This is a genomic window from Actinokineospora fastidiosa (assembly GCF_014648415.1).
GTDB lineage: Bacteria > Actinomycetota > Actinomycetes > Mycobacteriales > Pseudonocardiaceae > Actinokineospora > Actinokineospora fastidiosa.
The window spans coordinates 1,490,712-1,514,077 of the sequence record NZ_BMRB01000002.1; the positions used below are offsets into that span (position 1 = coordinate 1,490,712).

Consider the following 23,366-nt stretch of genomic DNA (forward strand, 5'->3'; position numbering starts at 1 on the left):
TCCTCAGTCGGTCTTGCGAGCGGCCAGGGCGCACAGCCGCTCGAGCGATTCCTTGTTCCTGGGCACGAGCATGAGGTCCTGCGCCCGCTCCGGCAGCGCGGCGGCGGGCCCGCTGCGCGCGTTCTCGGTCATCACGACGCGGGTGCCCGTGGCCGTGGGAAACAACTCCAGCCGCACGGTGGCCGCGCCGACCGGCCACAACCGCGCGTCCAGCTCCACCATCTCCCCGGGCCGGACCGCGCGAACCCGGGTGACGTCGTTGATGACCAGCGGCCAGAGACCCACGCTGTGGTGGATACCCGACCCCTCCGCGGGCCAGGTCGAGTCCACCCGCCGGATGTGGGAGGCGCCCACAACCCAGCTCGCGTAGGTCCAGCCATCGGCCAACACGGCCCAGACGCGGTCGATGGGCACCGGAATTTCCTTGCTCACAGCCGCCATGGCGGCGGGGTACCCCGCACGGGCCCGCATACACCCACCAGGTCGAGGCGGGTGCCGAGGTGATGCCACAAGCTCAGTCCCGGCTGGGGGCGTGGACGTAGCCCCGGCGTGGACGCGGCGAGACGGATCACGTCGAGGGCTGTGGGCAAGACGCGGGGTCGAGGCTGGTGAGGTGTGGCTGGCGGGGATCGCGGCCAGCAGGGGGACGTGGTCGGCAGAGAACGCAGCCAGCAGGGGACGCAGCCGGCGGGGATCGCGGCCAGCAGGGGACGCAGCCGGTAGGGATCACGGCAAGCAGGGACGCAGCCGGCAGGGATCCCGGTCGATGGGGGTCGTGGTCGATGGGGGTCGTGGTTGGTGGGGCGATGGGCCGTGGGGGTTCGTTACCGTGACGGCCGCCCGTGGGCAGGCGATTACCTCCGACGCCAGCCCGGGTTGCCTACAGCGACGACGCGCCCAGGCCAGCCAGCCGGTTCGGCCCGGCGCTGCTCGACCCGGCCCCGTGCCCGAACTGGCCGCGCCTGAACTGGCTGCGGTGGAGAACGGTGCCCGCGTGATCGCGGGTAGCGGCATGGTCGTGTCGGGCGCCCAGGCACGCCGCCGCAGTGGGGTGCCCGGGCGGCCTGTGGGGCAGCGAGTCGAGCAGCTCCCGCAGCTGGTTGGCGGCGGGCTGGGCGCCATCACGAACCGGCGGCTGGCCGGAGTGACGGCGCCGACCAGCGCCACCTGGGTCCGCGGCCCGGGGGTGGGCGCTGTGCGAACCGGCGGGTGGCCGTAGTGGCGGCGGCGACCAGGGTGCTCGGCCGGTCAGCGGCCGTCAGCCGGGGGCACGCTGCGGCGGGGGTTCGGGCGGTGGGCAGGTGTGTTCGGGCGGTGGGTGGGTGTTCGGGCGGCGGACGGGTGTCCGGACGGTGGGCGGGGTGTTCGGGCGGCGGGCGGATGTGTCCGGGCGGTGAGCGGGGTGTCGGGCGGTGGGTGGGGTCAGCGGTCGAGTAGCTCCTGTACGTGGTCGGCGGCGTGTTGGGCGTTTTCGATGACTTGGTGGGTGTCGGCGGTGAGGGTGCCGTTGCGCTTGAGGGCGATGCCGTTGACGAAGACCCATTTGACGTTGGTGGGTTGGCCGTTGAAGACCAACTGGCTGATCCAGTCGCCGCGGGGGGCGAAGTTGAGCATCTGGGGGTCGACGACCAGCAGGTCCGCTCGCTTGCCCGGCGTCAGTGAGCCGATCTCGTCGGCCAGGCCCAGTGCTTCCGCGCCGCCGAGTGTGGCCATGCGGAGGGCGTCCTCGGGGCGGGGGTAGCGGGTCGGGTCGGCGGCGGTGGCGCGCTGGAGGCCAACGGCGGTGCGCATGACGTTGAACATGTCGGTGGTGTCGTTGGTGCCGCCGTCGAGGCCGAGCCCGACCGCGATGCCGCGGGCCTCCATGTCCGGCAGGCGGATGACGCCGGACGCCAACCGCATGTTGGACAGCGGGTTGTGGGCGACCCGGACCCCGGCCGCCGCCAGCTCGTCGAGTTCGGCGTCGGTGAGGTGGATGGCGTGGTTGGCGATCAGCCCCGGCCGCAGCGCGCCCGCCCGCCGCAACGCCTCCAGCTGGCCGGTGGCCGGGTCGGCCTTGGACTCGTGCAGGTGGATGTTCAGCGGGACGCCCAGCTCGCGGGCCAGTTGCTCGGAGGCGGCGAGGTTCGGGTAGTTCTCGGTCGTCGGGTGCGAGCCGATCTGCAGGGACGCCAACGGGTCCTTGTCGATGACCTCGCGCTTGACCCGCCGGATCTCCTCCAGCGTCGCCGGGTCGGCGTTGGCGCCGTACACGTAGACGTACCGCATCCCGGACTCGTCGAGCGCGCGCAGGTTGCCGAAGGCGAAGTCGGCGTTGAACGCGTGCGACCAGTCGGTCATCGTCGTGATGCCCGCGCTGATCGAGTCCAAGGTGGACAGTCTGGCCCCGGCGTACGCGTCGGCCCCGGTGATGGGCGCGCCGTAGAGCGGCAGCACACACTCGGCGAGCCACCCGTTGAGCTCCTGATCGGTGGCGCAGCCCCGGATCAGCGACTGCCAGGCGTGCGTGTGCAGGTCGACGAACCCGGGCAGGACGATCCGCCCCCGCCCGTCGACGACCCGCGCCCCGCGCTCGACCGCCAGGTCGACCCCGACCGCCTCGATCCGCGACCCCGCCAGCACGACGTCGGCGTTCTCCAGCATCCCCAGCGGTCCCGAACCACGGCCGGGTCCATGGTGAGCACGAGGGCGGCATCGCGGATCACCACCCGGCCGCCGCCGGAGCCCGCGGGCCCGCCCACCAGCACGGTGACGCCGAGCAACAGCGCGCACGTCACCACGAACAGATTCAGCGCACGAAAACGCCGCATGTCATTACCCCCCAAGGTCTCCCTTCGAGGGTATCGCGTCGAGACCGACCGGGCGCCGGTCTCACGAGCGCCTGTGGATAACTCTCATCCCACCGCCGTCAGCTCGTCCACGTCACCCGCCCGGGTGTACTCCACGGCGAACCGGTCGCCCAGCGCCGAGCGCAGGCGGGCCTCGATCCGGTCGACGTCGGCGCGTTCGCCCGAGGGCAGCGGCGCGTCGACCGACTCCCGCAGCGCCGCGGCCGCGCCGAGCAGGCGCGCGGCGCGGACCGGCTCCCCGTCGATCGAGCACGCGCCCGCCAGCCCCTCCACGGCGAACGCCACCGAGCGCGGATCGCCCGTCTCGCGCGCGGAGGCGAGCGCGGCGCGGTGCCACTTCGCGGCCCCCGCCGGGTCGCCGCGGAGCTCGGCGACGAAGCCGAGTTCGGTCTCCAGCAGGGACAGGCCGTAGGCGGAGCCGAGCGAGCGGTTCCAGTCCAGCCAGCGCAGCAGGTGGCGCTCGGCGTCGTCGAGGCGGCCGGTCCTGCGGGCGACGAGGGCGAGGCCGACCTCGGCGCACTCCTCGCCGAAGGTGTCGGACTGCTCGACGGCCAGCCGCATCGCGCGGTGGTGGAACTCCACGGCGGTGGCGTGGTCGCCGGTCAGCATGGCGACCCGGCCCTGGCCGGACAGGTGGTACGCGACGTCGTTCCACAGCCGCAGGTCCTCGGCGATCCGCGTGGATTCCCGGTGCAGTCGGGCGGCGGTCGGGTAGTCGCCGCGGATCTGGGCGAGCACTGCCAGGCTCTCCAGCGCCCGCAGCCTGCCCCAGCCGTCGCCGTGGGCGGCGAACAGCTCGTGCGCGGCCAGCGCGTCGCGCTCGGCTGCCGGAAGGTCGCTGCGGAGCAGGGCGACGGAGGCCCGCGCGGCCAGCAGGAGGGCGCGGTTCCAGTCGTCGTCCGGCTCCACCCCGTCCAGCAGCGCGGCCCCGGTCGCCGCGTCGCCGAGGAGCACGTGCACATACGACAGGAACAGCGCCATCTGCGCGCGGTCGTCCGGCGAGTCGAGGGCGTCGAGCGCCTGCCGGACGTCGCGGTCGGCCTCGAGCAGCACCGCGAACCCCGTCAGCCAGGCGCGGACGCGGGCGCGGGCGAGCGCGGACCCGCCGGGCACGGCCAGGGCGGCATCGAGGAAGCGGTGGGCCACGCGGTGCCTGCCGCGCAGGAACCACGACCAGGCCAGCGCGTCGACCAGGCGCAGGGCGGTGTCGGCGTCGCCGCGCTCGACGGCGTCGTCGAAGGCGCGGGCCAGGTTGGCGGACTCGGCCTCCAGCCGCAGCAGCCAGGCACGCTGCTCGCGGCCGCACACCTCGGCGGTCTCGGCCAGCTCGGTGAAGTACGCCGAGTACCGGGCGGCCACCTCGTCCGCCTCGCCCGCGGCGCGCAGGCGCTCCAGCCCGTACGCCGCGACGGACTCCAGCAGGCGGTACCGGGTGCCGTCCGGGTCGTCGACCACGACCAGGAAGGAGCGGTCGACCAGCCGCACGATCACGTCGAGCGCGTCCGGCATGCCGGTGACGGCCGCCGCGCTGTCGGCGGTGCAGCCGTCGGCGTGCCACGCGATGCGCCGCAGCACCGTGCGCTCGGTGTCGGTGAGCAGGTCCCAGCTCCAGTCGATGGCCGCGCGCAGCGTGCGCTGGCGGGCCGGGGCGTCGCGGCCCCCGCCGCCGAGCAGGTGGAACCGGTCGCCCAGGCGGCGGGCCAGGCCGTGCACGCCGAACGCGCGCACCCGGGCCGCTGCCAGCTCCAAGGCCAGCGGGATGCCGTCGAGGCCCCGGCAGATCGCGGCGACGGCGGCGGCGTTGTCCTCGTCGAGCGTGAGCCCGGACCGGGCGAGGAACAGCCGCACCGCGTCGTCGTCGACCGACAGCGGCGCGACGGCGTAGGCCAGCTCTCCGGAGATGGCCAGCGGCTCCCGGCTCGTGGCGAGCACGCGCAGGCCGGGCACCTCGCGCAGCAGCACCGACGCCAGCTTGGCCACCGACTCCACGACGTGCTCGCAGTTGTCGAGCACCAGCAGCAGCTCCCGGCCGCGCAGCGCCTCCGTCAAGTGCTCGACCGGCTCGCGCGCCCGCCCGCCCTCGTCGCGCATCCCGAGCGCAGCGGCGATCGCCTCGGCGGGCGCGGGCGACGCGGCGTCCGGCGACGGCCGGATCGCGGCCAGCTCCACCAGCCACACGCCGTCGGGATACGACAGCTCGTGCGCGACGGCGAGCGCGAGGCGGGTCTTGCCCACGCCGCCCGGTCCGGTGAGCGTGACCAGCCTGTCCCTGGTCAGCGCGGCGCGCACGGCGTCCACGTCGGCGTCGCGGCCGATCAGCTCGCCGACGGGCGCGGGCAGGTTGGTCCTCGGCCGGGGCGCGGGGGCCAGGGCCGGGTCGTGGTTCAGGATGGCCCGGTGCACGGCGACCAGCTCGGGCCCCGGGTCGGCGCCCAGCTCGTCGGCGAGCCGTTTGCGCAGGTCCTCGTAGCTGTCGAGGGCCTCGCCCTGCCTGCCGGAGCGGTAGAGCGCGCGCAGGTGCGCCGCGCGCAGCCGCTCCCGCAGCGGGTGCTGGTCGATCAGCTCGGCGAGGTCGTCGGCCAGCGCGGTGTGCTCGCCGAGGTCCAGCCTGGCCAGCGCGTGGTCCTCCAGCGCGCTGAGCCGCGCCTCGGTGAGCCGGGTGACCGGGGCGCGGGCGAAGTCGGCGTCGGCGACGTCGGCGAACGCGGGGCCGCGCCACAGCGCCAGGGCGTCGGACAGCAGGGCGGCCTTCTCGCCGGGGTCGGCGACCGCCCCTGCGCGCGCCACCAGCTCGGTGAAGCGGGTCGCGTCGAGGTCGTCGACCCTCAGGCGGTAGCCCGCCGGTTCGTAGGTCAGCAGGTCGCGCGCGCCCGGCTCGGCCAGCTCCAGCGCGCGGCGCAGCTGCGACACCTTGGTCTGCAGCGAGTTGGCCGGGTTGCCCGGCGGCGCGTCGCCCCACAGGTCCTCGACGAGCCGGTCGACGGAGACGGCCTCGCCCGCGCGCGCCACCAGGGCGCCGAGCAGCGCGCGCACCTTCGCCTCGGGGACCCGCACCGCTCGCCCGTCGGCGGTCCAGACGGCCAGCGGGCCGAGCACCCCGAAACGCATGCCCCCACCGTAGCGACGGCGACCGACAGCCGTTCGTGCGCGGACCGTGCGCGCGGCGGTCCAGCATCGCGGCCGTGACGACGACCGAACTGCGGGCGGGCCCGCGCCAGTGGCTGGGCCTGGCCGTGCTCGCCCTGCCGACCCTGCTGCTCGCCCTGGACATCACCGTGCTGCACCTCGCCGTGCCGCACCTGAGCGCCGACCTGCGCCCGTCCGGGTCGCAGCTGCTGTGGATCGTGGACATCTACGGCTTCATGATCGCCGGGTTCCTGGTCACCATGGGGACCCTCGGCGACCGCGTGGGCCGACGGCGGCTGCTGCTGATCGGGGCGGCGGCCTTCGGCGTCGCGTCGGTGCTCGCGGCCTACGCGACCAGCCCCGAGCTGCTGATCGCCGCCCGCACGGCGCTGGGTGTCGCGGGCGCGACGCTCATGCCCTCGACGCTGGCGCTGATCAGCAACATGTTCCGCGACCCCGGCCAGCGCGGGGTGGCGATCGGCATCTGGGCGACCATGTTCTCCGTCGGCGTGGCTATCGGCCCGATCGTCGGCGGCGCGCTGCTCGCGGCGTTCTGGTGGGGCTCGGTGTTCCTGCTCGGCGTGCCGATCATGCTCCTGCTGCTGGTCGCGGGCCCGGTGCTGCTGCCGGAGTTCCGCGACCGCGCCGCGGGCAGGCCGGACCTGGCCAGCGTGGCGCTGTCCCTGGCCGCGATGCTGCCGATCACCTTCGGCATCAAGGAGCTGGCCGACCCGGTGGTCGCCGTCCCGGCGATCGTGGTCGGGCTCGTCATGGGGGCGCTGTTCGTGCGCAGGCAGCGCCGCCTGGCCGACCCGCTGCTGGACCTGGGCCTGTTCGGCGCCCGGGCGGTGCGGGCCGCGCTGGTGATCCTGCTCGTGGCCACCGCGACCATCAGCGGCGCCTACCTGTTCATCACGCAGTACCTGCAACTGGTGGTCGGCCTCTCGCCGCTGATGGCGGGCCTGTGGCTGCTGCCCGCGGCGACGGTCCTGGTCATGGCGTCCATGGCCGCGCCGCTGCTGGCCCGGCGGTTCGGGGCGGGCCGGGTCGTGGCCGTCGCGCTCGTGGTGTCCTCGGCCGGGTTCGTGGTGCTGACCGCCGCAGACGGGCTCACGACGGTGGTCGTCGGGTTCGTGGTGGCCTACTCGGGCATCGGCCCGGTGTTCGCGCTGGGCACCGACCTGGTCGTGGGCTCGGCGGACCCGGCCAAGGCGGGCGCGGCGTCCGCGCTGAGCGAGACCAGCACCGAGCTGGGGGTGTCGATCGGCATCGCGACCCTGGGCAGCATCGGCACCGCCGTCTACCGCGCCGGGTCGGGCGGCTCCGACACCCTGGCGGAGGCGGTCGCCGCCGCCGAGGCGCTGCCCGCGGCCGAGGGCGACGCGCTCCTGCGGATGGCGGGCGAGGCGTTCACCGCGGGTCTGGTCACGATCGCGTGGGTGTCGGCCGCCCTGCTCGCGGCCGTCGCGGCCGTGGCGCTGGTCGCGCTACGGGACCGGGTCGGCTGACGGTCCGGGCTCGGCAGGCGGTCCGGGCTTGGCCGAGGGTCCCGGCTCGGCAGGCGGTCCCGGCTCGGCGCTGCGGTCGTCGATCTGCTCGCCGATGTACCGCAGCACCACCGCGAGCGCGGCCGCGACCGGGACGGCGAGGAACGCGCCCGCGATGCCGAACACGCTCCCGCCCACGGTGACCGCGAGCAGGACGACGGCGGCGTGCAGCCGCAGGCTCCGCGACTGCAGGATCGGCTGCAGCACGTTGCCCTCCAGCTGCTGCACGCCGATCACGATGCCCAGCGCGATGAGCGCGGCCGTGAGCCCGTTGCTGACCAGCGCGACCAGCACGGCCAGCGCCCCGGCGACGAACGCCCCGACGATCGGGACGAAGCCGCCGAGGAAGGTGAGCGCGGCCAGCGGGACGGCCAGCGGGACGCCGAGGATCACCAGCCCGAGCCCGATGAAGACCGCGTCGATGAGGCTGACCACGGCCTGCGTGCGGATGAAGCTGCCCAGGGTCTCCCAGATCCGGTCGAGCACCGCGGCGAGGTGGCCGCCAGCGCGCTCGCCGACGACGCCGCGCAGCCACGGGATGAACCGCGGCCCGTCCTTGACGAACAGGAACGCCAGGATGATCGCCAGCACCCCGGTGACGACGCCGGACGTCACCGTCCCGACGCCGGTGATCAGGCTGTTGGCGATGGAGCCGAAGCTCGACTGGAGCTGCTGCACCCCCTGCTGGATCATGCGGTCCAGCTCGCTGTCGGCGAGGTTGAGCGGCGGCCCGGCCATCCAGTCGCGCAGGTTCTGGATCGCCTGGCCCGCGCTCTCGGCGATCTGCGGTACGCCGGAGGCGATGGTGATCGCGATCAGCGTGATGAACCCGCCGAGGACGGCCAGGCCCGCGAGCAGGACGATCGAGGCGGCCAGGCCCGGGTTCACGCCCCTGGCCCGCAGCCACCGCACCGGCGGCCACAGGACGGTGGCGATGACCAGGGCGAGCAGCACCGGGAAGACCGCCACCCACAGCCGGGCGACGAGCATCCAGACGAGGATCGCGCCCGCGGCGATGAGGACCAGCCGCAGGCTCCACCGGGCCATCCAGGCGACACCGTGGCCGATGACGCGCGCGCGGTCGGGGTCGGTCATGGACCAGCACCTCCTCGGGAGATCATGCTGCCAGAGCCGGGCCGATCACGCCGATCGCCACTGTGGACGGTGCGTCAGCGCCTGCTCGTCACCCAGACGGCCAGCTGCGCGCGGTTGGCCAGGTTCAGCTTCGTCAGGATGTGCCCGACGTGGGTCTCCGCGGTCCGCCTGGCGATCGACAGCCGCTCGGCGATCTCGCGGTTCGTCAAGCCCTCGGCGACCAGCTCGGCGATCTCCTGCTCCCGCCGGGTCAGGCCGACGATCTCCGGGGGCGGGCGGTGCTTGCCCAGCGCGTAGTCCACGGCGGCGGCGACGGACATCGCCCGGCCCCGGGAGTACGTGCGGTCGTAGGCCGTGGCGCCCAGCGCCTCCTTGGTCAGCGCCTCGTGCCGGTCGAGGCGCGCGACCCAGATCGGGAACGAGCGGGCCTGCAGGTCGATGGACGCCCAGATCACGTCCGCCGCGCCGAACAGGGTCACCGCGCGGTCGAACATCCGGCCGCGGGCCGCGGTCCAGGCGAGCATGTGGATCGAGGCGGCCACGATGAACCACGCCTCGGTGGTCGAGCCGTGGCGCACGGCGAGCCTGCCGTACCGCTCCGCCTCGGCGAGGTCGTCCGCCTCCAGGTGGATGTAGCCCAGGGCGCACATCGCCCAGCTGCGGAAGTAGATCTCCCCGGCGTCCTCGCTCATCGCCACGCACTCGTCCAGCAGCGCGCGGGCGGCGGCGTAGTCGCCGTTGTAGCCGTGGGCGAAGCCGCCGAAGCACAGGGCGTTGATGAGGCCCTCGGGGAAGCCCGCCGCCCGGTATCCCACGAGCGCCTGTTCCAGCAGGGGGATCGCCTGGGCGGTGTGGTCGGCCAGGAACATCCCCATGCCCGCGCTGAACGCCACGTCCGCGCTCAGCTCGTCGTCGGCTGCGGCCGTCGCCAGCTCCGCCGCCCGGAACAGGCCCTTCGCGGCGAGTTCGGCGTCGCCGCGCAGCGCGGCGAGGAAGCCCTCGATCCAGACGGCCACGCGGTACTCGCGGGAGTCCTCGGTCAGCTGGGCCGCTGCCTGGCAGGCGTAGTGGCGGACCTCGTTCATGTGCCCGAAGACCGACCAGTACGGCCGGATGCGGTCCAGCATCCGCACCGCCACCGCGGCCTCGCCGGGCGTGCGGACGCAGAACTCCAGCGCCACCCAGATGTTGGTCAGCTCGCGGGGCAGCCGGTCCAGCCAGGCCAGCTGCTCGGCGGTGAGCCAGCGATCGGCGAAGCACGCCGTCAGGTGGTCGTACCAGTCCCGGTGACGGCGGGCCACCCGGTCGGCGTCGGCGCCCAGCTTCTCGTGACCGTACTGGCGCAGCGTCTCCAGCATCCGGTAGCGCAACAGACCCGAATGGTCTTCACGAATGAGGACTGACTTGTCCAGCAACCCGTCCACGAGATCGAGCACGTCCGCCCGGTCGACCCCGTCGCCGCCGCACACCGCCTCCGCGGCCTCCAGGTCGAAGGAGCCGCTGAACACCGACGCCCTGCGCCAGACCAGCCGTTCGGGCTCGGTGCAGAGGTCGTGGCTCCAGTCGATGGTGGCCCGCAGGGACCGCTGCCGCTGCGGGCCCGCGTCGCGGCTGAGGATGCGCAGGTCGAGCCGGGCGACGATCTGCGCGGGGGTCAGCGCGCGGACGCGGGCGGCGGCCAGCTCGATGGCCAGCGGCACGCCCTCCAGCCGCCGGACCAGGGCGACGACGTCGGCGCGGTTGTCGTCGGTGACCTCGAAGTCGGGCGCGACGGCCCGGGCGCGGTCGGCGAACAGCCGCACGGACTCGTTCTCGTCAGCGCCGTCGACGTCCTCGGGGACCGACAGCGGCGGGACGGACAGGACGTGTTCGCCTTCCGCGCCGAGCGACTGCCTGCTCGTGGCCAGGACGCCGACCCGGGGGCAGCCCGCCAGCACCGCGACCGCCAGCTCGGCGCACGCGTCCAACACGTGCTCGCAGTTGTCCAGCAGCAGCAGGACCTCGCGGTCGGCAAGGTGGTCGACGACCAGCGACAACCCGGGCCTGCCCGACAGCGCGCGCAGCCCGAGCGCGCCCGCGACCGCGCCCGCCACCAGGGCCGGATCGCGCAGGTCGGCCAGCTCGACGAACACCGTGCCGTCGGCGTACCGGGCCGACCGCGCGACCCGCAGCGCCAGCCGGGTCTTGCCCACTCCCCCGGGTCCGGTCAGCGTCACCAGCCTGCCCCTGTTGAGCAGCCGCCTGGCCTGCGCGATCTCCCGCGCCCGGCCGACGTAGCTGGTGCGCTCCGCCTTCACCCCGCCGCCTGCCGTCGCCACGCCGGGCCCACCTCCCTGTCGGCGAAGGTATCAGGCGATCCCGTGCAGTATCGCGGTGACGACCGCGTCCGGGGACACCTCGGACGCGGCGGCGTGCGGGAACATAGTGGACAGAACCACCTCGTGGCAGAGGCCGACCAGCAGCGCGGCCGCGGCGTCCACTGTGGCGGGTCCGGGCAGCCTGCCCAGCTCGCGCTCGGCGCGCAGGTAGGCCACGAGCCTGCTCCGCCAGTCCCCGTCCTGGTCGCCGAGTCCGGCGAAGCGGGCGAGGACGGCGGGCGTGCCGATCAGGCCGGTGAACGCGGGCAGGATCGCCCGGTGCAGCGCGAGGCCGTGGTCCAGGTGCGCGCGCAGGTTCTCCTCGACGGTGCCCGTACCCGGCTCCGGCAGCGCGGGCAGGTTCCGCTCGACGCTGTCGACGTGCGCGCGCAGGGCGGCGGCGAGGAGTTCCTCCTTGTCGGCGAAATGGTTGTAGAGGACACCATCGGCGACGCCCGCCTCCCGGGCGATCGCCCGGACGGTGAGCCCGGCCGCGCCCTGGGCGGCGATCATCCGCTCGGCCGTGGCGATCAGGTGCTCGCGCAGACTCCGCTCGTCGTGGCGCAGGACCGCGGCTTTTCTGGGTGCCATCGGCTCCGATGCTATCGGGTCGCGGGGCTATCGGGTCGCCGTGACCAGCCATGCGGTTCCGCGCATGCGGACGCCCTCCGACGTGGCGTGCCGCGACAACGCCTCCGCGAGCGCCACGCGGGCGCGGGCCGCCGCGTCCGGTGTCGCCTGGTCCATGTGGTGCTTGACCGGCCCCCACGCGCCCATGAACGCCGCCGCGTCGGCCACGTCGACGCCCCACACCTGGTCGGCCTCGACGTGCTCGCAGGCGATGTCGGCGAAGCCCGCGGCGCCGAGGACGGCGCGGACGCGCTCGGGGTCGGCGAGCGAGGTGGGACCGGCGCCGTCGGCGCCGGTCGGGAACGGCAGGTGCGGGACGAGCGCGCCCAGCACCGCGCCGAGGTCGGTGCCGCCGAGCGCGGTCATGCAGAGGAACGCCAGCCTCCCCCCGGGCGCGAGCGCGCGCCGGACGTTGGCGAACGCGGCCACCGGGTCCGCGTAGAACATCACGCCGAACCGGCTGAGCGCGAGATCGAAGGCGCCGGTCTCGAAGGGGTGGACCTGCACATCCCCCTGAATGAACCGCACGTCGGTCGCACCCTCGCGCGCCCGCGCCAGCATCGGTTCCGAGAGGTCTATTCCGACCGTGTGCGCGGCTTTCCCCGCCGCCAGCCGGGTGAGCTGCCCGTTTCCGCAGCCCAGGTCGAGCACCCGGTCGCCTTCCCCGACCCGGTCGAGCAGGTAATGGTTGAAACCGCTGTTCACCGCGTCGTAGCGGTCGGCGTGTTCGGCCCAATGCCTGCCCTCGTACCCGTTCCACGCCGCCGCCTGCGCGGTGTTGACCACCTCGGGCATCCCGTCCTCCTCGTGAACGCACGTTCATGAACTTGCGTTCATACTGCTCCGAACTGCCGGTGATCGTCAAGCCCTCCCCCGCCGGGGTGACAACCTCCGGCCCGCCGTTCATCACCGGCCTTATATAACGGGAATTATGAAATCGGTCGGTTGTTTCCCGGACGAACGGCTTTCGGCAGCGCTCCCCGTCACCGCCGGACAGTCCGGCCGTAATGTTTTCCGCCGCCCTTGATTCGGCCGTAAAACAGCCGTTAATTTCGCTGGCATCCGTTCTTTGAAAGGAGAACAGGGGTGCGAACAAGAATCTGGCGATCACGCAAGGGCGCCGTGGTCGCGGCGGCGCTGGCGGTGCTGGTCCCGATCGCCGTGTCGGGGGCGTTCAGCGCCCAGGCCGACGAGGTCGCCGTCCAGACGCCCACGGCGTCGCCCGCGATGTCGGCGGGCGACTTCCCGCTCACCCCGGTCGGCACGCGGAAGATCGCCGAGCGGAAGCTGGCCAACGGCGTCACCGAGACCGTCACCCGGCTGGGCCCGTTCACCCTGAAGCCGCACGAGGACGGCCACGAGCACCCGCCGGGCACGCCGCCGGACCACCCGCACAGCGGTGACGTCGGCCCGATGCACGGCCCGCACGAGCCGCACCACGGCACCCACACCCGCGCGCTGGCGCTGCTGCTTCCGCCGTGCCACAACTGCTACGTCATCGGCGTGCAGCCGGGAATGACCAATCTCGACGGTTCGGTGGCGAACTACCACACCGGGACGATGCTGCACCACGCCGTGTTCTTCGACCGGTCCAAACACGACATCACCTGCCCCACCGGGTGGCCGGGCTTCGCCGGGCAGCGCATCTTCGCCTCCGGCAACGAGCGCACCGGCGGCACGCTGCCCGAGGGCTTCGGCGTCAAGTACGGCTGGCTCCCGCTGACCTACGCGATGCTCGAGTTCATGAACATGGACCAGGTGGAGCACAAGGTGTACTTCACCGTCACCTACCAGCACGTGCCCGCCAACACCGCGGGGATGCGCGAGGTGACCCCGGTCTGGCTGGACGCGGACAACTGCGGGATCTCCGAGCACCCGGTCCCCGAGGGCGAGTCGCACACCAAGTGGCAGTGGACGTCGTCCATCGAGGGCACCGTCGTCGGCGCGGGCGGGCACCTGCACGACGGCGGCGAGTCCATCACCCTGCGGAACCTGACCACGGGCGAGGACATCTGCGAGTCCCGCGCCGCCTATGAGCTGACACCGGAGTACCAGGGCCACATCGAGCAGATGAGCCGCTGTCTCGAACCGGACCTCGGGCGCATTGACAAGGGCGACAACGTGGAGATCCACAGCGTCTACCACACGCACTACGCCGACCCGCACGCGATGTCGATCATGATCGCGTTCGTCGCCGAGGACTGACCCGGCACACCACGCGCGGCCCGGCGGTCGGACCGCCGGGCCGCCGCGCGCCCGAGGAGTCGAGGATGACCAACGGCTCGGCGACACCGGCGACGAGACCGGTCAGAACCCCGCGCAGGCGGCGGCCTCCGCCGAGGACCCTCCTGCTGATGGCGGCCCGCCGGGTGCACTTCCTGGCCGGGATCGCGGTCGCCCCCTTCGTGTTCCTGCTGGCCGCCACCGGCCTCGGCCACACCGTCGCCCCACTGCTCGACGACCTGATCCACCCCACGGCCCTGTTCGTCGACGAGGTGGGCGCCCAGGCCCTGCCGGTGTCCGAGCAGGTGTCCGCCGCGCTGATCGAGCACCGCGGCGCCCGGGTCACCTCGGTGACCGTGCCCGGTGATCCCGACCGCACCACCCGCGTCGCCCTGGACGTGCTGGGCGTCCCGCTCTCGGTGTACGTCGACCCGTACACCGCGGTCGTGCGCGGGACGCTGGAGTCGACGGGCACGCCGACGCGGGAGTGGTTGGCGGAGGCGCACCGGAGCCTGCACCTGGGCGAGCCGGGACGGCTGTACGCGGAGTTCGCGGTCAGCTGGCTGCCGATCATCGTGCTGTTCGGCGTCTTCCTGCGCGTGTCCCAGCGGCGGCGGTCGGGCGCCCGCGCCTGGCACGGCGCGCTCGGTCTCGCGCTGGCAGCCGCGCTGCTGCTCATCGGCTTCTCCGGTGTGCAGCGGACGGTCCTGGCGGGCGAGCGCGTGTCCGCGGTGCTGTCGACGGCTCCCCCGCGGCTGCACGCGCCCCCGGTGACGCCCGCTCCGGCGCGGGTCGGCGTGGACGACGTGGTGGCGCTGGCCCGCTCGGCCGGGTTGTCCGGGGCGCTGACGGTGGTGCCGCCGGAGCGCGGCGACCGGCCGTACGAGGTGGCCGAGTCCGGCGGTGGACCGTCCCAGGTGGACAAAGTCGCGGTGGACCCGTACCTGGGCCGGGTGACGGCGGCGGTCGGCTGGGCCGACTACTCCGCGACGGCCAAGGCGCGGGCCGTCGCCACCGCGTTCCACCACGGGCTGTTGTTCGGCTGGGCCAACCGGCTGGTGCTCGCGGGCGTCGCCCTGGGCACGATCGCGCTCCTCGCGCTCGGCTACCGGATGTGGTGGGCGCGCCGCGAGGCCCCGCCGCCGGTCTGGCGCTATCTGTCCACGCGCGCGCGGACGCTGCTCATCGTGGGCACGGCGGGCGTGTGCTGGCTGCTCCCGGTGCTCGGCGCGTCGCTGGTCGCCTTCGCCGCGGTCGACCGGCTGGCCCGGCGCCGCTCACGGTGACGGGCGCAGCGGCGGGCTGGCGGGCACGCCCTCGCCCTCGGCCAGCCCGGCGAGCAGGTCGCCGAGCGTCTCCGTCGCGTTCCAGCGCGGCGACCAGTCCAGTTCCGCCCTGGCCAGGTCGGCGGACATGGTCGGCGCGCCCAGGGCAAGGTCGAGCCAACTCGCGGGCATCGGCAGCAGGCGGGCGCGCCACGCGCCCGCCATCAGCGCCCGCACCGCGCTCGGCGGGACGGTCAGCGGCCGCGCGCCGACGGCGGCGGCCAGCGCGCCGGAGTCCATGATCGGGTCGGCGGCCAGGTTCACCGCGCCGCGGTACTGCCGGTCGATGGCCGCCAGCGCGGCGGTGGCCACGTCGGCGGCGTGCACGAACTGCAGGGCCAGGCCCGAGGGCAGCGGCAGCGCGGGCAGCCTGCCCGAGCGGACCAGCTTCCACAGCGCGCGCGGCACCAGGCGGCCGGTGAAGTAGCGGCGCAGTTCGGCGGCGGAGCGGCGCTGCAGCACCAGCGCGGGCCGCAGCCGGGTCACCGCGATCCCGGGCCGGGCCGCCTCGAACCGGTCCAGCATGGCCTCGACCTCGGCCTTGTCCCGGCTGTAGTCGGAGGTGTCGATCCCGGTGGTCGGCCAGCTCTCGGTGACCGGGCCGCCGCGGTCCTTGGGCGCGTACGCGCCGACGGAGGACAGGTACACCACGTGCGGCACCCCGGCGACGGCGACCGCGTCCAGCAGCACCCCGGTGCCCTCGACGTTGACCTTGTGCAGGTGGGCCCGCTCCCGGCTGGGCTGGATCAGCCACGCGGCGTGCACCACGGCGTCGGCCCCGTCGAACGCCTCCACGAGCCGGGTGAACGCGGTGCGCTCGGCGATGTCGATCGGGTGCCACTCCACGTCGGCGTACGGCGGGCCGGGGGCGGGCTCCCGCCGCGACACCCCGACCAGCTTGTGCCCGCGCACGGCCGCGACGTCCAGCAGCGCGGTGCCGATGCTGCCCGTCCCGCCAACCACCACGATCCGCATGTCAGCGCGATACCCGGGCCCGGGTCGGGCGAAACACGGTTCACCGGCGCGGACGCGGGTACCCAGCGCGGACCCGATCCGAAGGAGGAGGGCGCACATGGCCCCCAACCCGATCCAGATGCAGAAGTTCCTCTCCGGGGTCAACTACCCCTGTTCCAAGTCCGACCTGGTGGAGCACGCCCGGTCGAGCGGCGCCGACGACGACGTGGTGAACGGCCTCGAAGCGATGCCCGACCGCGAGTACGACGGCCCGAACGCGGTGAGCGAGGCGTTCACGTCGGCGACCCGGTAGCCGCGATGCCGACCCTGACCCGCCTGCTCGGCGCGGCGACCGCCGCCTACGGCGCCGCGATCGTCGTCAGACCGGCCCTGCTCGCCTCCCCCGCAGGCCTGACGAACGCCACCGGCGAGGTGCCGGGCGGCAGTCAGATCCTCGTGCGCGCCATCGGCGCCCGCGACGCCGCCGTCGGCGTGGCGATGCTCTGCGCGCCGCCCGGCCCGGCGCTGCGCACCGCGGTGGCCGCGCGGGTCGCCTGCGATCTCTCGGACGCGGCGGTGTTCGCCGCCCTGCCCGAGCCGGACAAGCGGCGCAAGGTCGTCGCGGTCGCGGTCGCCTGGGCCGTTCTCTGCGCCATCGCGGGGTCACGCGCGTCCTAGTTTGCCGAAGGTCAACCGGGGAACCCGGTCCGCCAGTTCCACGCGGGAAAGGCGGAGATCATGAGGCACCACGACACCGACGCGCTCGCCCGGGTCGGCAAGCCGGGTCAGGGCGTCGAGCCGTTCGGCAAGCCCCGGTTCGCCAAGGCGTACTCCTTCGCCCTGGTGACCGGGGTCTTCTTCCTGCTGTCCTGGGTCGGCCAGTTCGTCTTCCAGTACATCGCCTTCAGCCAGGAACAGCAGACGCACGGCCAGGAGGCGGCCTTCTCCGACTACTTCCCGCAGTTCGCCGCGTCCACCCTGGAGAACTGGCAGTCTGAGTTCCTGCAGCTGATCTGGCAGGCCGCGGGCCTGGCGCTGTTCTACTACTGGGGCTCCAGCCAGTCCAAGGAGTCCGACGAGCGCATCGAGGCCAAGCTGGACGCCCTGCTCGCCGAGCGCGGCATCGACCCGGGCGGCTCAGCGCAGCGATGACCGCCCGGACTCCCAGCAGGACAGCAGGTGCTCGCCCATCCGCTGCTCCATGAGGCCGGTGGCCTGGATGCCGAGCACGATCGTCGCGGCCTGGTCCGGCTCGTCCGCGACCAGGCCGCCGACCACGTCGTGGCGCATGATCTGCTCGTGCACGGCGTCGGCCTCGACGTGCTCGGCGAAGAACCGCCGCGTCGCCGGGCCCGCGCCGAGCCGGTCCAGCGCGGTGAGCACGCGCGCCGCGCTGGGCGGCGTGCCGATCTCGGCCGCGGCGAAGTGCCCGCACAGGGCGGCGCGCAGCGAGCGGTGCAGCCCGAACAGCGACATCATGTTGACCGTGGCGATCGCGGGCGCGGGCACGTCGTCGAGGTAGTGCAGGTACTCAGTGGACAGTCCGCACTCGTCGAGCAGGTCGGCGTAGAGCCGCGAGTGCATGTCCTCGGCGCGTCCGCCGCCGTACTCGTCGAACTCCACGGCCACGAGCGCCGCCTTGGCCCTGCCGCGCAGCCGGGGGATGACCCAGGCGTGCGGGTCGGCCTCCTTGAGGTGGTAGATCGACCGGTGGATGAAGTACTCGCGGACGTGCTCCCAGGTGCCGTGCTCGGCCAGGAAGTGCGAGACGCCCCGGCCGGGCACCTCCTCCACCAGCAGCTCGGCCAGCACCTCCTCGACGTCGCCGCCGGGGGTCTCGGCGCGCAGCGCGTCGAGGAACACCGCCTCCATGGCCCCGCGCAGGCGCAGCAGGTCCGGCTGCCACTCCCAGTCCGGGTCCGTGCCGGGGAACCCCTGGTAGTGCAGCTCGTAGCACAGGTGCAGGGCCAGGGTCAGGTCCTCGCCGTGCGGATCGGCGTCGACCGCGGGCGGGGACAGCTCGCGCACGGGACCGGACAGCACGTCGCGCACGTATTCCGACAGCGGACCGCGGGCCGCGGGCAGGCGCGTCGCCACGGCGGGCATGACCATGGGGTGACTCCTTCCGTCCGCGCCGAGATACCCCGATTGAGACCCACTCAACCGAGGTATCCCGTCGTCATGGCTGAGCGACCGACGCGCGTGCGGATCATCCCCCGCGGCCCGATACTGGTGGACGGCCCGGTCGAGGTGACCGGCGCGGACGGGCAGACCGCGCGGTCCTCACGCGTGGTGACCGCGCTGTGCGCGTGCCGTCGCAGCGCGCTCTACCCGTTGTGCGACACCAGCCACCGGCGCTGTCGGAAGGTCGAGTCCTGACGCGAGTTTGACCCGGGCGATCCGGGGCATTTCCCCGCCATGCTGCTTCGGATGCCCGGCGTCTACCGCCCCCAAGGAGACACCCGCCTGCTCTGCGCGGCGTTCCACGACGCGAACCTGCCGCCCGGCGGGACCGTGCTCGACATCGGCACCGGCACGGGCGCGGTGGCGCTCACCGCGGCCCGCGCGGGCGCGGCGTCGGTGACCGCGGTGGACATCGCGCGCCGCGCCGTCGTCACCGCCCGCGCCAACGCGTGGCTCAGCGGCCTGAACGTCGAGGTCCGCCAGGGCGACGCCCTGACGATAGCCGCGGGGAGACGCTTCGACATCGTCCTCGCCAACCCGCCGTACGTCCCGTCCGTGGTGGACGTCGACGCCCGGGGACCGGCCCGCGCGTGGGAGGGCGGCTGCGACGGCCGGGCCGTCCTCGACCGCCTGTGCGCCGCGGCCCGCGACCTGCTCACCCCGGGCGGCACGCTGCTCATGGTGCATTCGGCGCTGTGCGGCACCGAGGAGAGCCTGATCGCGCTGCGCGGCCTGGGGCTCAAGGCCGCCGTGGTGTCGCGCGCGCGTGAGCCCTTCGGCCCGGTGATGCGCGGGCGGGCCGACGCGCTGGTCCGCGCCGGGCTGCTGGAGCCCGGCGACATCGACGAGGAACTGGTCGTCATCCGCGCCGACCGCGCGATCACCGACCACTGACGCGCCGACTGGCGCGCTCCCGCCCGGGGAAGTAGAGACAGGGGTGGGATCGCGCGAGGAGGCGGCATGGTGGTGCGGGTGGCGGCGGTGGCGCTCGCCTTGGTCGCGGGCACGGCAGGGGTCGCGCACGGCGTCGACTACCCGGACCCGGCGACGGTGACCGGCGACGTGAGCGTGCACGACCCGACGGTGGTCAAGACGCCGTCGGGCACGTACCTGTTGGCCCACACCGGGGCGAACATCCTGCTCAAGACATCGGCCGACCGCGTCGCGTTCCAGAACGCGGGCCAGGTGTTCCCCGACGGCGCGCCGTGGACGGAGCCGTACACCGGCGGTGGCAACATCCTGTGGGCACCGCATCTGTCCTATCTGAACGAGCGGTTCTACCTGTACTACTCGGCTTCCACGTTGGGCTCGCGGAAGTCGGCTATCTTCCTGGCGACCAGCCCGACCGGCGAGGCGGGCACGTGGACCGACGCCGGCCTGGTCGTCGAGACCGACGACGCCGACGACTACAACGCGATCGATCCCGACCTCACAGTGGACGACGCCGGCCGCTGGTGGCTCACTTTCGGGTCGTATTGGTCGGGTATCAAGCAGATCGCGATCGACCCGGACACCGGCAAGCCGCTCGACAGCGCGATCCTGGACCTGGCGAGCCGCGGCGGGGACGCCATCGAGGCCGCGACGATCGCCAAACACGGCTCGTACTACTACCTCTACGTGTCGTTCGACCGGTGCTGCCAAGGGGCGAACAGCACCTATCGCGTGATGGTCGGGCGCTCGGACAGCATCAACGGCCCCTATGTCGACCGCGCGGGCGTGCCGATGCTGGAGGGCGGCGGCACGGAGATCGTGGCCTCGCACGGCGCCATCCACGGCCCCGGCCACCAGGACGTCCTGACCGACGGTGACACCGACATCCTCGTCTACCACTACTACGCCGACAACGGGACGCCTCTGTTGGGGATCAACCCGCTCGCGTATGACGCGGAGGGGTGGCCTGCGCTGCAGAGCGCGGCGCGCATGGTGTGAGGTGCGGCTCGACCAGCTCCGCGTACCGGCGCGCCATCGTGGCGACGACCTCCTCCCCCGGCGCTGCCCACACGTCGGCGTTGAAGATCTCCACCTCGACGTCGCCGAGGTAGCCCGCCGCCGCGACCGCCCGGGTGAGCCGGGCGAAGTCGATGTGGCCGTCGCCGATCATGCCGCGGCTGAGCAGGGTGTCCGCGGGCAGCGGCGTGATCCAGTCGCTGACCTGGTAAGCCAGGATCCGCTCACCCGCGCGCGCGATCTGGTCCAGCACCCCCGGTTCCCACCAGATGTGAAACGTGTCCACCACGACCCCCACCACATCGGATGGATGGGCCTCGGCGATGTCCACCGCCTGCGCGAGGGTCGAGATCACGCCGCGGTCGGCGGCGAAGATCGGGTGCATCGGCTCGATCGCCAGCCGCACGCCCCGGTCCCGCGCGGGCTCGACCAGGGCGGCCACGGCGTCGGACACCCGCTGCCGCGCGCCATCGATGTCGCGGTCGGCCAGTCCGCCGGGGACGAGCACGAGCACGTCGGCGCCCAGGGCAGCGGCCTCATCGAGGGCGGCGACGTTGTCGGCGTGGTTGTCCCCGGAGGTGAAGAACCCGCCCCGGCACAGCGACGACACGCGCAGTCCGGCATCGCGCACCATTCGCGCGGCCGTCTCCAGCCCCACGTCGGCGACTGGTTCCCGCCACAGACCGATGGCCTCGATCCCGGCCGCGACGCAGCCTGCGACGGCCTCCGGCAGGGTCCAGTTCGCCGTGGTCCGCTGGTTGAGCGAGAGCCTCACACCGCCACCCCCGCGGTCTCCAGCCACGTCCGCAGCCGGTGCGCGGCCAGGTCGGGGTCGGGCAGCAGGCGCGCGGCGTCGGCCAGGACGAACACCCGGGCCAGGTGCGGCACGCTCCGGGCCGACTGCAGGCCGCCGAGCATGGTGAAGCCGGGCTGGTGGCCGCACAGCCAGGCCAGGAACGCGATGCCGGTCTTGTAGTAATAGGTCGGCGCGCTGAACAGGTGGCGGGACAGGGCCAGCGTGCCCGCCATCTCGGCGTCGTAGCCCGCCAGGTCGCCCCGGTCCAGCGCGGCCACCGCGGCGGACGCGGCGGGGGCGACCGCGGCGAACGCGCCCAGCAGGGCGTCGGAGTGGCGGACGCCGTCGCCTCTGATCAGCTCCGGATAGTGAAAGTCGTCTCCGGTGTAGAGGCGGACGCTGTCGGGGAGTGCGGCGCGCAGGGCCACCTCGTGCTCGGCGGACAGCAGGGAGACCTTGACGCCGTCGATCGCCGCGGCGTGCTCGCGGACGAGGTCGAGGAACGTGGCGGTCGCGGTGGCGAGGTCCGTGGAGCCCCAGTAGCCCGTCAGGTTCGGGTCGAACGCCTCGCCCAGCCAATGGAGGATCACGGGCTCGCGAACCTGACGCAGGATCGTGCCGTAGACCTTGTGGTAGTCGTCGGCGGAGCGGGCGGTTCTGGCCAGGTGGCGCGAGGCCATGACGATCACCCGCGAGCCCGCGTCCTCCACGAAGGCGACCTGCTCCTCGTACGCGGCGATGACGCCGTCGAGCGTGACGTCGTCCGGGGCGTGGTCGGTGCCCGCGCCCGAGGCGATCCGGGCGCCCTCCGCACTCGCCTGCGCCGCGCTGCGGCTGATCAGCTCCCGTGCGGTCGGCCAGTCCAGGCCCATGTTGCGCTGCGCGGTGTCCATGGCCTCGGCGACACCCATGCCGTAGCGGAACAGGTGCCGCCGGAAGGCCAATGTGGACTCCCAGTCGACGGTGTTGTCGCCCAGCGGGTCCGCCGCGACGTGGGCGGCGGCGAACAGGACCCGGGAGGCGTGCGGCCGGGGGTGCTCCTCCCACGCCCGCGGGGGCGACAGTTCCACCGACGTCCACGTGCCGTCGGCGAGCGGGACCCTGATCACGCCTCCTCCAGGAGCACCCGACGCCCGTGCCGGGAGGATTCGAGGCCCGCGGCCACCAGGCGCAGCCCGCGCACGCCCGCGGCGAGGTCGTACGGATGGGGCGTCCCGTGGTGCACATCGGACAGGAACCGCTCCCACTGGGCGCGGAAGCCGTTGGCGTACACGTCGTTGTCCGGCACCTCGTCCCACTGCGCGCGGAAGTCCTCAGCGGTGGGCTCGTCCGGGTTCCACACCGGCTTGGGCGTGCGCACGCGAGGCTGGACGCGGCAGCCGAACAGGCCCGCGACGGCCGAGCCGTGGGTGCCGTCGACCTGGAACTCCACCAGTTCCTTGCGGTCGACCCGCACCGCCCACGAGGAGTTGACCTGCGCGATGACGCCGCCCGCCAGCTCGAAGATCGCGTACGCCGCGTCGTCCGCGGTGGCCGCGTACGGCCTGCCGTCCTCGTCCCAGCGCCGCGGGATGTGGGTGACCGCCTTGGCCGTCACGGCCTCCACCCGGCCGAAGAGGTTCTCCAGCACGTAGTTCCAGTGGCAGAACATGTCCAGCACGACGCCGCCGCCGTCCTCGGCGCGGTAGTTCCAGCTCGGCCGCTGCGCTGGCTGGAGGTCGCCCTCGAACACCCAGTAGCCGAACTCGCCGCGCACCGACAGGATGCGGCCGAAGAAGCCGTGGTCGATCAACCGCTTGAGCTTGAGCAGGCCGGGCAGGTACAGCTTGTCGTGCACGACGCCGTTGATCACGCCCGCGGCCGCCGCCGCGTCGGCCAGGGCCGTACCGTCGGCGACCGAGGTGGCCACCGGCTTCTCGGTGTAGACGTGCTTGCCCGCGGCGATCGCCTTGGCGATGGCGTCCTTGCGCTCGCTGGTGACGAGCGCGTCGAAGTACACCGGGGCGTCGTCCTTCAGCGCGGTGTCGAGGTCGGTGTACCAGGTGGCGATGCCGTGCTCGTCGGCGATGCGGGCGAGCTTGTCGGCGTTGCGGCCGACCAGGACGGGCTCGACCGGCAGGCGGGCGCCGTCAGGGAGCCGGAGCCCGCCGTCGTCGCGGATGGCGAGGACCGAGCGCAGCAGGTGCTGGCGGTGGCCCATGCGCCCGGTGACGCCGTTCATCAGGATTCTCATGCTCGCCCCATCCGCATAGAAAGCGCTTTCGTAAGCGCTTACAGTACGATAGGTCCGACCCGGCGGCGCAGGCAAGGGCTCCCGGTAGAAGATGTCCCGT

Annotated in this window: 21 protein-coding genes; 9 read left to right on the forward strand and 12 right to left on the reverse strand. The window is 73.5% G+C overall.

The features are described from left to right. Window positions 1-3: 3 nt before the first annotated feature. From IEY98_RS16720 to IEY98_RS16730, 3 genes are all read right to left on the reverse strand, one after another. Window positions 4-471, reverse strand: a complete 468-nt coding sequence (locus tag IEY98_RS16720) for an SRPBCC family protein (RefSeq protein ID WP_308425892.1) — start codon at window positions 469-471, stop codon at window positions 4-6. Between the two features lie 951 nt (window positions 472-1,422). After that, window positions 1,423-2,643: an amidohydrolase family protein gene (locus IEY98_RS16725; RefSeq protein WP_229786972.1), complete on the reverse strand. Its 1,221-nt coding sequence runs from the start codon at window positions 2,641-2,643 to the stop codon at window positions 1,423-1,425. A gap of 251 nt (window positions 2,644-2,894) precedes the next feature. Beyond that, a complete protein-coding gene (locus IEY98_RS16730; protein WP_189211330.1) occupies window positions 2,895-5,957 on the reverse strand; it encodes an AfsR/SARP family transcriptional regulator in 3,063 nt (1,020 codons plus the stop codon). A 65-nt stretch (window positions 5,958-6,022) separates the two neighbouring features. On the opposite strand from IEY98_RS16730, the gene IEY98_RS16735 reads away from it, so the two are divergent. Beyond that, complete coding sequence (locus IEY98_RS16735) at window positions 6,023-7,483, forward strand: MFS transporter (RefSeq protein WP_373292413.1); 1,461 nt, start codon at window positions 6,023-6,025, stop codon at window positions 7,481-7,483. On the opposite strand, the gene IEY98_RS16740 is transcribed toward IEY98_RS16735, so the two are convergent. From IEY98_RS16740 to IEY98_RS16755, 4 genes are all read right to left on the reverse strand, one after another. Beyond that, entirely contained in the window at window positions 7,463-8,617 is a 1,155-nt protein-coding gene (locus IEY98_RS16740) for an AI-2E family transporter (RefSeq protein WP_189211332.1), read from the reverse strand. The genes IEY98_RS16735 and IEY98_RS16740 overlap by 21 nt on opposite strands. A gap of 74 nt (window positions 8,618-8,691) precedes the next feature. Beyond that, on the reverse strand, window positions 8,692-10,935 hold the full coding sequence (locus IEY98_RS16745; RefSeq protein WP_189211333.1) for an ATP-binding protein: 2,244 nt from the start codon (window positions 10,933-10,935) through the stop codon (window positions 8,692-8,694). A gap of 30 nt (window positions 10,936-10,965) precedes the next feature. Continuing rightward, on the reverse strand, window positions 10,966-11,565 hold the full coding sequence (locus IEY98_RS16750; protein ID WP_189211334.1) for a TetR/AcrR family transcriptional regulator: 600 nt from the start codon (window positions 11,563-11,565) through the stop codon (window positions 10,966-10,968). A gap of 27 nt (window positions 11,566-11,592) precedes the next feature. Further along, complete coding sequence (locus IEY98_RS16755) at window positions 11,593-12,399, reverse strand: class I SAM-dependent methyltransferase (RefSeq protein ID WP_189211335.1); 807 nt, start codon at window positions 12,397-12,399, stop codon at window positions 11,593-11,595. Between the two features lie 291 nt (window positions 12,400-12,690). Between IEY98_RS16755 and IEY98_RS16760 the strand changes: the two genes are divergently transcribed. Both IEY98_RS16760 and IEY98_RS16765 read left to right on the forward strand, forming a co-directional pair. Then, window positions 12,691-13,809, forward strand: coding sequence for a hypothetical protein (locus IEY98_RS16760; protein WP_189211336.1), 1,119 nt, complete (start codon window positions 12,691-12,693; stop codon window positions 13,807-13,809). Window positions 13,810-13,874: 65 nt separating this feature from the next. Next, window positions 13,875-15,113 carry a PepSY-associated TM helix domain-containing protein gene (locus IEY98_RS16765; RefSeq protein ID WP_189211337.1) on the forward strand — a complete coding sequence of 413 codons (1,239 nt, stop codon included), beginning with the start codon at window positions 13,875-13,877 and terminating at the stop codon, window positions 15,111-15,113. Here IEY98_RS16765 and IEY98_RS16770 read toward each other — a convergent pair. Next, window positions 15,105-16,127 (reverse strand): NAD-dependent epimerase/dehydratase family protein, encoded by a 1,023-nt coding sequence (locus IEY98_RS16770; RefSeq protein ID WP_189211338.1) that lies wholly within the window; start codon window positions 16,125-16,127, stop codon window positions 15,105-15,107. The two genes, IEY98_RS16765 and IEY98_RS16770, sit on opposite strands and share 9 nt — an antisense overlap. 97 nt (window positions 16,128-16,224) lie before the next feature. On the opposite strand from IEY98_RS16770, the gene IEY98_RS16775 reads away from it, so the two are divergent. Genes IEY98_RS16775 through IEY98_RS16785 form a run of 3 tightly spaced genes read left to right on the forward strand, consistent with a single transcriptional unit; the run spans window position 16,225 to window position 17,258 of the window. Continuing rightward, the gene (locus IEY98_RS16775; protein ID WP_189211339.1) at window positions 16,225-16,419 is read left to right on the forward strand and encodes a DUF2795 domain-containing protein; all 195 of its coding nucleotides are present in this window, start codon (window positions 16,225-16,227) and stop codon (window positions 16,417-16,419) included. Between the two features lie 5 nt (window positions 16,420-16,424). Next, the gene (locus IEY98_RS16780) at window positions 16,425-16,784 is read left to right on the forward strand and encodes a hypothetical protein (protein WP_189211340.1); all 360 of its coding nucleotides are present in this window, start codon (window positions 16,425-16,427) and stop codon (window positions 16,782-16,784) included. 60 nt (window positions 16,785-16,844) lie between these two features. Continuing rightward, on the forward strand, window positions 16,845-17,258 hold the full coding sequence (locus IEY98_RS16785; protein WP_189211341.1) for a DUF6766 family protein: 414 nt from the start codon (window positions 16,845-16,847) through the stop codon (window positions 17,256-17,258). Here IEY98_RS16785 and IEY98_RS16790 read toward each other — a convergent pair. After that, window positions 17,244-18,218: an iron-containing redox enzyme family protein gene (locus IEY98_RS16790; protein ID WP_189211342.1), complete on the reverse strand. Its 975-nt coding sequence runs from the start codon at window positions 18,216-18,218 to the stop codon at window positions 17,244-17,246. The two genes, IEY98_RS16785 and IEY98_RS16790, sit on opposite strands and share 15 nt — an antisense overlap. A 69-nt stretch (window positions 18,219-18,287) precedes the next feature. Between IEY98_RS16790 and IEY98_RS16795 the strand changes: the two genes are divergently transcribed. From IEY98_RS16795 to IEY98_RS16805, 3 genes are all read left to right on the forward strand, one after another. Further along, on the forward strand, window positions 18,288-18,485 hold the full coding sequence (locus IEY98_RS16795; RefSeq protein ID WP_189211343.1) for a CDGSH iron-sulfur domain-containing protein: 198 nt from the start codon (window positions 18,288-18,290) through the stop codon (window positions 18,483-18,485). Window positions 18,486-18,536: 51 nt separating this feature from the next. Further along, window positions 18,537-19,184 carry a HemK2/MTQ2 family protein methyltransferase gene (locus IEY98_RS16800; protein WP_229786973.1) on the forward strand — a complete coding sequence of 216 codons (648 nt, stop codon included), beginning with the start codon at window positions 18,537-18,539 and terminating at the stop codon, window positions 19,182-19,184. 66 nt (window positions 19,185-19,250) lie between these two features. Beyond that, entirely contained in the window at window positions 19,251-20,219 is a 969-nt protein-coding gene (locus tag IEY98_RS16805; protein ID WP_189211345.1) for an arabinan endo-1,5-alpha-L-arabinosidase, read from the forward strand. Here the strand turns inward: IEY98_RS16805 and IEY98_RS16810 are convergent. Genes IEY98_RS16810 through IEY98_RS16820 form a run of 3 tightly spaced genes read right to left on the reverse strand, consistent with a single transcriptional unit; the run spans window position 20,155 to window position 23,266 of the window. Beyond that, window positions 20,155-21,012 (reverse strand): sugar phosphate isomerase/epimerase family protein, encoded by an 858-nt coding sequence (locus IEY98_RS16810; RefSeq protein WP_229786974.1) that lies wholly within the window; start codon window positions 21,010-21,012, stop codon window positions 20,155-20,157. The two genes, IEY98_RS16805 and IEY98_RS16810, sit on opposite strands and share 65 nt — an antisense overlap. Then, on the reverse strand, window positions 21,009-22,142 hold the full coding sequence (locus IEY98_RS16815; protein ID WP_229786975.1) for a dihydrodipicolinate synthase family protein: 1,134 nt from the start codon (window positions 22,140-22,142) through the stop codon (window positions 21,009-21,011). Before IEY98_RS16815 ends, IEY98_RS16810 begins: the two co-directional genes overlap by 4 nt. Then, a complete protein-coding gene (locus IEY98_RS16820) occupies window positions 22,139-23,266 on the reverse strand; it encodes a Gfo/Idh/MocA family protein (protein WP_229786976.1) in 1,128 nt (375 codons plus the stop codon). Before IEY98_RS16820 ends, IEY98_RS16815 begins: the two co-directional genes overlap by 4 nt. Window positions 23,267-23,366 lie beyond the last annotated feature (100 nt).